Here is a 9,855-nt window from a genome sequence, read left to right on the forward strand (position 1 = left end):
TCCGAACCGCTCCGCCAGGATCGCGCTGCTGCACTACGTTGACGGAGAGAAGCGCTACATTCTTGCCCCGGTCGGCGTCGCGCTCGGCGACACGCTCATGTCGGGACCGGACGTCGAGATTCGCGAAGGGAACTCCCTCCCGCTGCGCAACATCCCGGCCGGCACGACGATCCACAACCTCGAGTTGAGCCCCGGCAAGGGGGGGCAGATCGCGCGGGGGGCGGGGAGCGAGTGCCAGATCATGGCCAAGGAGGGGGGCGTCGCCCACGTGAAGCTCCCTTCGGGCGAGGTTCGGATGTTCGACCTCGGCTGCTACTGCACCGTCGGCAAGGTCGGGAACCTAGATCACGAGAACGTGATGATCGGCAAGGCCGGAAGGCAGCGCTGGCTCGGGCGGCGCTCGAGCAGCCGCGCGGTGGCGATGAACCCGCACGACCACCCGATGGGTGGAGGCGAGGGTAGGAGCTCGGGAGGCAGGCATCCCTGCACGCCGTGGGGAAAGCCGACGAAGGGGTACAAGACGCGCAAGAGCAAGCTGTCGGACAAGCTGATCGTCCGGCGGCGGAAGTAGCCGGAGAGGTTGCGATGGCCAGATCGCTGAAGAAGGGTCCCTACGTCGTCGAGAGTCTGAAGAAGAAGATCGACGAGATGAACAAGTCCAAAGAGAAGAAGGTGGTCCGAACCTGGGCGCGCCGGTGCACGGTCCTGCCTGAGTTCGTGGGACACACCCTCGCCGTGCACAACGGCAACAAGTTCATCCCGATCTACGTCTCGGAGAACATGGTCGGTCACAAACTCGGCGAGTTCTCCCCCACGCGCCAGTTCCGGGGGCACGCGCGAACAGACAAGACCACGACGCCAGGGCACTGATCGGTCGGGAGGAGCAAGGGATGGAATCCAGAGCGATCGCACGCTACGTGCGGGTCACACCGCTGAAGGCCGATCGCGTGCTCCGGTTGATCCGGGGCATGCAGGTCGATCGGGCGCAGGAGGTCTTGCAGTTCACCCCGCGTCCGATCGCCAAGCAGATCGGCAAGGTATTGAAGTCGGCCGTGGCGAACGCGACCAAGGAAGCGCAGAAGAACGAAGAGAAGCTCGCCACGGATGAGCTTTTTGTGAAGATGGCCGTGGCTGGAGCCGGGCCCATCATGAAGCGCTTTCTTCCGAGAGCGCACGGACGGGCGACCCGGTTCTGGAAGAGATCGAGCCACATCACGATCGTCGTTTCGAACGGCAGTTAACGGACGGGTCTGGAGGGAGCATTGGGACAGAAGACGCATCCGATCGGGTTCCGCCTGGGGATCATCAAGACGTGGGACTCCCGCTGGTTCGCGCGGAAGGAGTACGCAAACCTCCTGGAGGAGGATCTCTTCATCAAGCGATACCTCCGCAGGCGCCTGCCGAACAGCGGTGTCTCCAAGATGGTGATCGAGCGCTCTTCCAACAAGGTGGACATCACGATCCACACATCTAAGCCGGGCGTCGTGATCGGCAAGAGCGGCGCGCAAGTCAACCAGCTCCGGGACGAGCTCCAGCACCTGACCAAGAAGGAAGTCTTCATCGACATCAAGGCGGTCGACAACCCAGAGGCCGATGCCCAGCTCGTGGCGGAGCAGATCGCGCGCCAGCTCGAGCAGCGCGTCGGGTTCCGGCGGGTTCTGAAGCGTTCGGTGTCGCAGGCGATGCGGGCCGGGGCCAAGGGGATCCGCGTGGTGGCCTCGGGGCGCATAGGGGGCGCCGAGATGGCGAGGACCGAGGGGTACCGCGAGGGGCGCGTTCCGCTACACACTCTGCGGGCCGACATCGACTACGCGACCGCGACCGCCGTGACCACCTTCGGCGCGGTCGGGGTGAAGGTCTGGATCTTCCATGGCGAGATCCTGGACGCGGAAGAGGCGATGAGCTCTCCGACGGGAAGGGCCGAGGGACGGCGTCCGGGCCGAGCCTGATCGAGAACGGTAGGGGAGAAGGAGTGAAGATCCCATGTTGATGCCGAAGCGGGTCAAGCATCGCAAGCAGCAGAGGGGCCGGATGGGCGGAGTCGCGATCCGCGGTGGCTCCCTGACCTTCGGGGAGTACGGCCTCAAGGCAATCGACCCGGCGTGGGTCACGAACGTCCAGATCGAGGCGGCGCGCGTGGCCATCAACCGGCACATCAAGCGCGGCGGGAAGATGTGGATCCGGATCTTCCCGGACAAGCCGATCACGAAGAAGCCGGCCGAAACCCGCATGGGAAGCGGCAAGGGGAATCCGGAGGGGTGGGTGGCCGTGATCAAGCCCGGCCGCATCCTCTTCGAGCTCGAGGGGATCAGCGAGCAGCTCGCCCGCGAGGCATTGCGCCTCGGGGCGTCGAAGCTCCCCGTGAAGACGCGGATTGTCGTTCGGGAGAACTGACGGGGGATCTGACGATGAGGGAACACTCTCCAAAGGCGTTGAGAGAGATGACGGAGGACGAGCTCCGCGGCAAGGCAAGGGAGTTGCAGGAGGCGATGTTCAATCTGCGCTTCCGCAACTCGATGAAGCAGCTCGACAACCCGCTCAAGATCCGCGAGATCCGTCGGGCTCTGGCGCGGATCGAGACGCTGCTCGCCGAACACAAGAAGGGGATCCGCCGCCTGGCCGATCACGGCAGCGGGACGAGGTGAGGAATCCGATGACGGATAGAGATCAGCGCAAGGTCCGGGAAGGGACGGTCGTCAGCAGCAAGATGGACAAGACCGTCGTCATCGAGCAGAAGAGGCGGATGTCGCATCCGATCTACAAGCGGTACATCACGCTCACGAAGAAGTACTACGCCCACGATGAGCGCAACGAATGCCACGTCGGCGACATCGTGCGGATCATGGAGACGCGCCCGTTGAGCAAGATGAAGCGCTGGCGGGTGGTGGAGGTTCTCGAGAAGGCCAAGTAGGGGAGGAGACGAATCCTCTCCCGGGGACGATGGGGTGAAGAGATGATCCAGCAGCAGACGATGTTGACGATCTCGGACAACTCGGGCGCGCGCCGAGCGATGTGCATCAAGGTGCTCGGCGGCACGAGGCGCCGCTACGCCAGCGTTGGCGACATCATCGTGGTTGCGATCAAGGATGCGATCCCGAACGGGGCGGTGAAGAAGGGCGAGATGGCGCGGGCCGTGGTCATCCGCACCCGCAAGGAAGTCCGCCGCAAGGACGGCTCCTACATCCGCTTCGATCAGAACGCCGCCGTTCTGATCGATAAGGCGAAGGAGCCCCGAGGGACGCGCATCTTCGGGCCGGTGGCAAGGGAACTGAGGGAGAAGGAGTTCATGAAGATCATCTCCCTCGCCCCCGAGGTGATCTAGATGCGCCCGATCGCGCACGAGACATCGACCGGCCGAGAGGAGGAATGAGGTGAAGATCCGCAAGGGCGATACGGTCGTGGTAATCCGCGGCGACGACAAGGGTAAGTCGGGGCGCGTGCTGTCGGTTGACCCCGAAAAGGGGGTTGTCATCGTCCAGAGGGTCCGTCTCGTCGTCCGGCACCAGAAGCCGGGTCGGAAGCAGGCGGTGAGGCAGGGCGAGGTCGAGAAGGAAGCCCCGATCCCGATCTCCGCCGTGGCGCTGGTCGATCCGAAGACGGACAAGCCGACCCGCGTGCGGTCGCGCCGCCCCGAGAAGGACGTGACGGATCGCGTCGCGGCCCGCAGAGCGAAGACCCGGGAGAGCGTCCGAACGGGCATGGACATCGAGAAGCCCGCGTTCAAACCGAGGACCTGAGGCAGCTGACAAGAGCCATTGGGCGGAGTGGATGGTAGAGACATGAGCGAGAAGGCCAAGAAGGCGACCGCGAAGCAGGCAGCGCCCCCCAAGAAGGGAGGCGCGATCGAGCCGCCGGCGGATTCCAGGAGCCGTGCGCTGTACAAGAACGATGTGGTTCCCCACATGATGAAGCGCTTCGCGTACACGAGCGTCATGAGGGTTCCGCGGCTCGTGAAGATCGTCGTCAACATGGGAGTGGGCGACTCCCTGCAGAACATCAAACTCCTCGACGCGGCCGTCGCCGACATGACCGCGATCACGGGGCAGAAGCCCGCGATTCGCAGATCGAGGAAGTCGATCGCGAACTTCAAGCTCCGCGCGGGGCAGCCGATCGGCGCGATGGTCACTCTTCGGGGACCGAGGATGTGGGAGTTCTATGATCGGCTGATGCTCATCGCGGTTCCCAAGATCCGCGACTTCCGCGGCTTCTCGCAGAAGTCGTTCGACGGCCGGGGGAACTACACATTCGGGATCAAGGAACAGGTGATCTTCCCGGAGATCAAGTACGACAAGGTCGAGAAGGTCAGGGGAATGGACGTGACCTTCGTGACATCGGCCCCGAACGATGAAGAGGGCCTCGAGCTGATGAGGGCGATGAAGTTTCCGTTCAGGGAGAAGTGACCGTCGTCAGGCGGGCAACAGGGGAGGCGTAAGTCGCGTGGCAAAGAAGTGCCTGATCGAGAAGTCGAAGCGCAAGCCCAAGTTCGGCGTCCAGGCCTACCACCGGTGTAGGCGTTGCGGGCGGCCGAGGGCTTTCTTGAGGAAGTTCGCCCTCTGCCGAATCTGCTTCCGGATGCTGGCGCTGAGCGGAGAGCTTCCCGGCGTCGTCAAGGCGAGCTGGTAGGACACGGGACCTCTTCCTGATCGGGAGCGGGACCCTCGGGGGTTAGTGGAATGAGTCAGACCGATCCGATTGCTGACATGTTGACCTGCATCCGGAACGCGATCCGGGCAAAGCACAGGCGCGTGGATGTGCCGGCCTCCAATCTCAAGGCGGCGATCGCAGAGCTGCTCGAGAGAGAGAGGTACATCCATAGCTTCAAGCGGATCGCCGACGACAAGCAGGGCGTCTTGCGCATCTATCTGAGATACGAGATGGGCGAGACCCCCGTGCTTGCCCATCTCGAACGGGTGAGCCGTCCGGGGAAACGGGTCTACGTCGCCAGGGATGAGGTCATGCGGGTCATGGGAGGATTGGGGAGCGCGATCCTCTCCACCACCAAAGGCGTGCTCACCGACAAGGAGGCCCGGGCGGCCGGGCTGGGCGGCGAGCTTCTCGCCAAGGTCTGGTAGCCGGGAGCAAGAGGAAGCAGAGGTATAGAACTATGTCGCGCGTGGGCAAGAAGCTCATACCGATCCCCAAGGGGGTCACGCTATCTCAGGAGGGGGACACGGTCCGCGTCGTCGGTCCCAAGGGACAACTGGCGGCGCGGCTCCAGCACGGTTTCGTGGTCAGGATCGACGGCGACACCGCCAAGGTGGAATCGGAGTTCGCCGCGGGGAAGGCGGGCGCGTTGCACGGCGTCTCCCGCGCGATGGTCGCCAACATGGTCCAGGGGGTCAGCCAGGGGTTCACCCGCGATCTGGAGATCATCGGAACCGGCTACCGCGTGTCGCTGGACGGCCGGAAGCTGATCCTGAAACTCAACTACGACCATCCGATCAACTTCCCGCTGCCGGACGGCGTTGATGCGGAAGTCACCGAGCGTCCCCCGAAGATCACGCTCAAGGGGATCGACAAGAAACTCGTGGGGCAGGTCGCCGCCAACATCCGCTCCCTCCAGCCCCCGGAGCCGTACAAGGGCAAGGGGGTCAAGTACGTCGAGGAGCAGATCCGCCGCAAGGCGGGCAAGTCGGCCGGGTAGCGCGGCGGGAGGGGTTAGACCATGAAGTCGGGAACGAATCGCTCTTTGCTGGCCAGATTGAAGCGGCATCGCAGGATCCGGAAGGACCTGCGGGGTAACGCCGAAGTGCCGCGGCTCTGCGTCTTTCGAAGCGCGAAGCACATCTACGCGCAGGTCATCGACGACGAGGCGGGAAGCTCGCTCTGCGGCGCGTCCAGTCTCAGCAAGGAGCTCGCCGGCGAGCTGGGCGGTCTGGGGAAGATCGAGAAGAGCAAGCGCGTGGGCGCCCTGATCGCGCGCCTCGCGCGTGAGAAGGGGATCGATCGGGTCGCCTTCGACCGGGGCGGGTATCTCTATCACGGCAGGGTCCGCGCCCTCGCCGAGGGCGCCCGCGAAGGCGGGCTTAAGTTCTAAGGCCAGGTGCCTGGAGAGAGGGAAACGACTTGAGAGGGGATCGAGGAGACCGTCACGAGCGCGGCGGCGAGTGGGGCGCAGAACCCGAGTTCGTCGAGCGCGTCATCCACATCAACCGGGTCGCGAAGGTCGTGAAGGGCGGACGCAGGTTCAGCTTCAACGCGATCGTCGCCGTCGGCAACCAGAAGGGGAAGGTCGGCGTCGGGCTCGGAAAGGCGAACGAGGTGTCCGAGGCGATCCGCAAGGCGGGGGACGCCGCGCGCAAGAGCCTCTTCGAGGTTCCCCTGCTGAAGAGCTCCATCCCGCACGTGGTGGTCGGGCAGTTCGGAGCGGGCAGGGTGCTCCTGAAGCCGGCCTCGGCCGGAACGGGCGTGATCGCGGGCGGAGGGGTTCGCGCCGTGCTCGAGGTGGCGGGGATCGCGGACATCCTCACGAAGAGCCTCGGCAGCTCGAACCCGCACAATGTCGTGAAGGCCACAGTGGACGGCCTGAAGAGGCTCCGTCGCGCCGCGAGCGTCGCGAAGGGGCGGGGCGTTTCGGTGGGCGAGCTGTTGGGCTTCGCCCAGAAGGCGCCGGGAGGACAGGATGGCGAAGCTCCTCAGAATCCAGCAGACGCGTAGCACCATCAACTGCAAGACCGACATGAAGCTCACGGTCAAGGCCCTGGGTCTGCGCAGGATCCGGCATACGGTGCTGCAGCCCGACAACCCCCAGATCCGCGGAATGGTCTTCAAGGTGAAGCACCTTGTGCGCGTCGAAGAGATCGAGGCGTAGGAACGGGAGGATGGCGATCCGATGAAGCTCAACGAGTTGAGGCCCGCCAAGGGGGCGAAGAAGAAGCGGAAGAGGGTCGGTTGCGGAACCGGCTCCGGCCACGGCGGGACATCGACGCGCGGGCACAAGGGGCACAAGGCCCGCTCGGGCGGCGGCAGCGCTTCCTGGTTCGAAGGCGGCCAGATGCCGCTGCAGAGAAGGGTCCCGAAGCACGGTTTCACGAACATCTTCCGGAAGGAATACCAGGTGGTCAACGTCGGCGCCCTCACCCGTTTCGATGCGGGAAGCGTCGTCGACCCGGAGTCTCTGCGGGAGGCCGGAGTCCTGAAGCGGCAGCATCCTGTGAAGCTGCTGGGGAACGGGACGCTCGATCGCGCTCTCGTCGTGAAGGTTCACGCGGCAAGCGAGGCGGCCAAGGCGAAGGTCGAGGCATCCGGCGGCAGCGTGGAGATATTGAGCCAGCAGAAGAGCGAAGGCGGTAAGAATGCTTGAGAGCCTGCAGTCGATTTTCAAGATCCCCGAGCTGAAGCGGCGGATTCTGATGACCGCCGGCTTGCTCGTCGTCTATCGGGTCGGCGGCCACATCCCCACGCCCGGCGTCGACGGCGGCGCCCTGACGAGCTACTTCCAGTCGCAGGCGCAGAACACGCTTTTCATGCTCTACGACCTGTTCGCTGGGGGGAACTTCTCCAAGGCGACGATCTTCGCCCTGGGCATCATGCCCTACATCAGCGCGTCGATCATCCTGCAGCTCTTCGGCGCCGTCATCCCCTACTTCGAGAAGCTCCAGAAGGAGGGGGAAGAGGGCAGGCGGAAGATCACGCAGTACACGCGCTACGGAACGGTCCTCCTGGCGGTCGTCCAAGCCTTCGGCATCTCGATCTTCCTCGAGAGCCTGAACACGCAGTTCTCGATACCGGTGGTCCCGAACCCTGGCTTTGCATTCCGAATCATCACCGCTCTGACGATGACGGCGGGGGCCGTGTTCGTCATGTGGCTCGGCGAGCTGATCACCGACAAGGGGATCGGGAACGGGATGTCGCTGTTGATCTTCATCGGCATCGTCGCCCGCTTCCCGGCTGAGGCGATCAACACCATCCGCGCAATCGCGCAGGGGTCCCTGAACCCCATCGTGGTGATCGTGCTCGCGGTCTTCATGGTCCTCGTGACGGCGTTCGTGGTCATGATGACGCAGGCCCAGCGGAAGATCCCCGTCCAGTACGCCAAGCGGATCGTGGGACGGAAGATGTACGGGGGGCAGAGCACACACATCCCGCTGCGCGTCAACACCGCCGGCGTGATCCCGATCATCTTCGCGCAGTCGATCATCATCTTCCCGAGCACGATCGCGAGCTTCTTCCCCAACAGCGACGTCATGCAGGGAATGACGCGCTTCTTCGCTCCGGGCGGGCTCGTCTACATGCTCCTCTACGCGATCATGATCATCTTCTTCACCTACTTCTATACCGCGATCGTCTTCAATCCGGTGGACATCGCCGAGAACATGAAGAAGTTCGGGGGGTTCATCCCCGGGATCCGGCCGGGAAGGCACACGTCGGACTACATTGACCGGATTCTGAACCGCATCACGCTTCCGGGGGCCCTCTTCCTGGCGATCATCGCCGTGCTGCCGGATCTGATGCTGAGATACGGGAACGTGCCGTTCTACTTCGGAGGCACGAGCCTCCTGATCGTCGTGGGAGTGGCGCTCGACACGCTCCAGCAGATCGAGTCGCACCTGTTGATGCGCCACTACGACGGATTCCTGAAGAAGGGCCATTTGAAGGGCCGGAGGTTCTACTAGAGGTGAAGGCATGCGCTTGATCCTGATCGGAGCGCCCGGATCGGGAAAGGGGACCCAGGCGGAGCTGCTGGTGAAGCGCTACGGGGTTCCGCAGATAGCGACCGGGGATATCGTCCGCGCCGAGATCGCGGCGGAGACGCCGGTGGGGCTGCGCGCCAAGGAGCTCGTGCACGCCGGCCTCCTGATCCCGGACGACGTGATGCTCGAGATGGTGCGCAGGCGGCTTCAGGAGAAGGACGCGGCCGGCGGGTTCATTCTCGACGGATTCCCCCGCTCGATTCCCCAGGCCGAGGGGCTGGACGGGATCCTGGCGGGGTCGGGGAAGCGGCTCGACGCGGTGATCAAGATCGACGTGCCCAAGAAGATCCTGTTCGACCGCATGACGGGACGGCGGATCTGCTCCGGGTGCAACGGCGTCTACAACCTGGCGGCCAAGCCGCCCAGGGTGGAAGGCAAGTGCGACCAGTGCGGCGGGGCGCTCATCCAGCGGGCGGACGACACGGAGGAGACGGTCCGCAAGCGCCTGCACGTGTACGAGAGCACAACGGCGCCCCTGATCGACTTCTACGACGCGAAGGGGTTGCTCGTCATCGCCCACGGCGAGGGCGAGATTGCAGATGTTGCGGCGGAGATCGAGCGCGGGATTCGCGCCCGGACTGCGCCGGGCCGGTAAACGTGGGTGACACGCGCATCCACATCCGCAGACCGAGCGAGATCGAGAGGATACGCCGAAGCGCCTCGATCGTCGCGGAATGCTTGAGGTTGGTGAAGGGAATGGTCAGGCCGGGACTCACGACAGGGGAGATCGACCGCGCTGTGGAGGATCTGATCCTCCGCGCGGGCGCGTCCCCATCGTTCAAGGGGTACATGGGATACCCGGCGAGCACGTGCGTCTCGGTGAACGAGCAGGTGGTTCACGGAATCCCGGGCGACCGCGTCCTGGGCGACGGGGACATCGTGAGCGTCGACGTGGGGGCATTCCTGGACGGGTATCACGGCGACGGCGCCTGGACCTTCCCGGTCGGGGAGGTCTCGAAGAAGGCGTCGGATCTGATGAGCGTGACCCGGGAGTGCCTCGATCGGGCGATCCAGCAGGCGGTGGCCGGCAGGCGGGTGGGGGACATCTCCTCCGCGATCCAGGTCCACGCCGAGAGCCACGGATATGAAGTGGTGCGCCAGCTCGTCGGCCACGGCATCGGGCAGTCGTTGCACGAGGGGCCGCAGGTCCCGAACTACGGCG

The 9,855-nt window shown here is 64.5% G+C and carries 20 protein-coding genes; all 20 read left to right on the plus strand.

Annotated features, from left to right (window positions below):
• Positions 1 to 571: 50S ribosomal protein L2 (gene rplB, locus FJY88_09185; protein MBM3287503.1), on the plus strand; the 571-nt coding region annotated here is incomplete at its 5' end.
• Between the two features lie 14 nt (positions 572 to 585).
• Positions 586 to 870, plus strand: a complete 285-nt coding sequence (gene rpsS / locus FJY88_09190; protein MBM3287504.1) for a 30S ribosomal protein S19 — start codon at positions 586 to 588, stop codon at positions 868 to 870.
• Positions 871 to 890: 20 nt separating this feature from the next.
• Positions 891 to 1,241: a 50S ribosomal protein L22 gene (locus tag FJY88_09195; GenBank protein MBM3287505.1), complete on the plus strand. Its 351-nt coding sequence runs from the start codon at positions 891 to 893 to the stop codon at positions 1,239 to 1,241.
• A gap of 21 nt (positions 1,242 to 1,262) precedes the next feature.
• Positions 1,263 to 1,949, plus strand: coding sequence for a 30S ribosomal protein S3 (gene rpsC / locus FJY88_09200; GenBank protein ID MBM3287506.1), 687 nt, complete (start codon positions 1,263 to 1,265; stop codon positions 1,947 to 1,949).
• Between the two features lie 34 nt (positions 1,950 to 1,983).
• On the plus strand, positions 1,984 to 2,394 hold the full coding sequence (gene rplP, locus FJY88_09205) for a 50S ribosomal protein L16 (protein ID MBM3287507.1): 411 nt from the start codon (positions 1,984 to 1,986) through the stop codon (positions 2,392 to 2,394).
• A 14-nt stretch (positions 2,395 to 2,408) separates the two neighbouring features.
• Positions 2,409 to 2,645: a 50S ribosomal protein L29 gene (locus FJY88_09210; protein MBM3287508.1), complete on the plus strand. Its 237-nt coding sequence runs from the start codon at positions 2,409 to 2,411 to the stop codon at positions 2,643 to 2,645.
• 8 nt (positions 2,646 to 2,653) lie between these two features.
• On the plus strand, positions 2,654 to 2,911 hold the full coding sequence (gene rpsQ, locus FJY88_09215; GenBank protein MBM3287509.1) for a 30S ribosomal protein S17: 258 nt from the start codon (positions 2,654 to 2,656) through the stop codon (positions 2,909 to 2,911).
• 42 nt (positions 2,912 to 2,953) lie between these two features.
• Positions 2,954 to 3,322: a 50S ribosomal protein L14 gene (rplN, locus tag FJY88_09220; protein ID MBM3287510.1), complete on the plus strand. Its 369-nt coding sequence runs from the start codon at positions 2,954 to 2,956 to the stop codon at positions 3,320 to 3,322.
• A gap of 49 nt (positions 3,323 to 3,371) precedes the next feature.
• Positions 3,372 to 3,737 (plus strand): 50S ribosomal protein L24, encoded by a 366-nt coding sequence (gene rplX / locus FJY88_09225; protein MBM3287511.1) that lies wholly within the window; start codon positions 3,372 to 3,374, stop codon positions 3,735 to 3,737.
• Between the two features lie 42 nt (positions 3,738 to 3,779).
• Positions 3,780 to 4,400 (plus strand): 50S ribosomal protein L5, encoded by a 621-nt coding sequence (gene rplE, locus FJY88_09230; protein ID MBM3287512.1) that lies wholly within the window; start codon positions 3,780 to 3,782, stop codon positions 4,398 to 4,400.
• Between the two features lie 37 nt (positions 4,401 to 4,437).
• A complete protein-coding gene (locus tag FJY88_09235; protein MBM3287513.1) occupies positions 4,438 to 4,623 on the plus strand; it encodes a type Z 30S ribosomal protein S14 in 186 nt (61 codons plus the stop codon).
• Between the two features lie 50 nt (positions 4,624 to 4,673).
• Positions 4,674 to 5,072, plus strand: coding sequence for a 30S ribosomal protein S8 (gene rpsH, locus FJY88_09240; GenBank protein ID MBM3287514.1), 399 nt, complete (start codon positions 4,674 to 4,676; stop codon positions 5,070 to 5,072).
• Positions 5,073 to 5,104: 32 nt separating this feature from the next.
• Positions 5,105 to 5,644: a 50S ribosomal protein L6 gene (locus FJY88_09245; protein MBM3287515.1), complete on the plus strand. Its 540-nt coding sequence runs from the start codon at positions 5,105 to 5,107 to the stop codon at positions 5,642 to 5,644.
• A gap of 21 nt (positions 5,645 to 5,665) precedes the next feature.
• On the plus strand, positions 5,666 to 6,037 hold the full coding sequence (locus tag FJY88_09250; GenBank protein MBM3287516.1) for a 50S ribosomal protein L18: 372 nt from the start codon (positions 5,666 to 5,668) through the stop codon (positions 6,035 to 6,037).
• A gap of 29 nt (positions 6,038 to 6,066) precedes the next feature.
• Positions 6,067 to 6,657, plus strand: coding sequence for a 30S ribosomal protein S5 (locus FJY88_09255; GenBank protein ID MBM3287517.1), 591 nt, complete (start codon positions 6,067 to 6,069; stop codon positions 6,655 to 6,657).
• A complete protein-coding gene (rpmD, locus tag FJY88_09260) occupies positions 6,623 to 6,811 on the plus strand; it encodes a 50S ribosomal protein L30 (protein MBM3287518.1) in 189 nt (62 codons plus the stop codon). The genes FJY88_09255 and rpmD overlap by 35 nt, the downstream gene beginning before the upstream one ends.
• Positions 6,812 to 6,832: 21 nt before the next feature.
• Positions 6,833 to 7,303, plus strand: a complete 471-nt coding sequence (locus FJY88_09265) for a 50S ribosomal protein L15 (GenBank protein MBM3287519.1) — start codon at positions 6,833 to 6,835, stop codon at positions 7,301 to 7,303.
• Positions 7,296 to 8,615, plus strand: a complete 1,320-nt coding sequence (gene secY / locus FJY88_09270) for a preprotein translocase subunit SecY (protein ID MBM3287520.1) — start codon at positions 7,296 to 7,298, stop codon at positions 8,613 to 8,615. Before FJY88_09265 ends, secY begins: the two co-directional genes overlap by 8 nt.
• Before the next feature lie 10 nt (positions 8,616 to 8,625).
• The gene (locus FJY88_09275; protein ID MBM3287521.1) at positions 8,626 to 9,288 is read left to right on the plus strand and encodes an adenylate kinase; all 663 of its coding nucleotides are present in this window, start codon (positions 8,626 to 8,628) and stop codon (positions 9,286 to 9,288) included.
• A gap of 2 nt (positions 9,289 to 9,290) precedes the next feature.
• Positions 9,291 to 9,855, plus strand: a 565-nt coding sequence (map, locus tag FJY88_09280) for a type I methionyl aminopeptidase (GenBank protein ID MBM3287522.1), incomplete at its 3' end; no start/stop codon positions are given.

Source organism: Candidatus Eisenbacteria bacterium, from assembly GCA_016867495.1.
Taxonomy (GTDB): Bacteria; Eisenbacteria; RBG-16-71-46; order CAIMUX01; family VGJL01; genus VGJL01.

Coding starts and splice junctions, on each gene's coding strand:
- rpsS (MBM3287504.1), top strand. CDS start 586: ATGGCCAGATCGCTGAAGAAGGGTCCCTACGTCGTCGAGAGTCTGAAG.
- FJY88_09195 (MBM3287505.1), top strand. CDS start 891: ATGGAATCCAGAGCGATCGCACGCTACGTGCGGGTCACACCGCTGAAG.
- rplP (MBM3287507.1), top strand. CDS start 1,984: ATGTTGATGCCGAAGCGGGTCAAGCATCGCAAGCAGCAGAGGGGCCGG.
- FJY88_09210 (MBM3287508.1), top strand. CDS start 2,409: ATGAGGGAACACTCTCCAAAGGCGTTGAGAGAGATGACGGAGGACGAG.
- rpsQ (MBM3287509.1), top strand. CDS start 2,654: ATGACGGATAGAGATCAGCGCAAGGTCCGGGAAGGGACGGTCGTCAGC.
- rplN (MBM3287510.1), top strand. CDS start 2,954: ATGATCCAGCAGCAGACGATGTTGACGATCTCGGACAACTCGGGCGCG.
- rplE (MBM3287512.1), top strand. CDS start 3,780: ATGAGCGAGAAGGCCAAGAAGGCGACCGCGAAGCAGGCAGCGCCCCCC.
- rpsH (MBM3287514.1), top strand. CDS start 4,674: ATGAGTCAGACCGATCCGATTGCTGACATGTTGACCTGCATCCGGAAC.
- FJY88_09245 (MBM3287515.1), top strand. CDS start 5,105: ATGTCGCGCGTGGGCAAGAAGCTCATACCGATCCCCAAGGGGGTCACG.
- FJY88_09250 (MBM3287516.1), top strand. CDS start 5,666: ATGAAGTCGGGAACGAATCGCTCTTTGCTGGCCAGATTGAAGCGGCAT.
- rpmD (MBM3287518.1), top strand. CDS start 6,623: ATGGCGAAGCTCCTCAGAATCCAGCAGACGCGTAGCACCATCAACTGC.
- FJY88_09265 (MBM3287519.1), top strand. CDS start 6,833: ATGAAGCTCAACGAGTTGAGGCCCGCCAAGGGGGCGAAGAAGAAGCGG.
- secY (MBM3287520.1), top strand. CDS start 7,296: ATGCTTGAGAGCCTGCAGTCGATTTTCAAGATCCCCGAGCTGAAGCGG.
- FJY88_09275 (MBM3287521.1), top strand. CDS start 8,626: ATGCGCTTGATCCTGATCGGAGCGCCCGGATCGGGAAAGGGGACCCAG.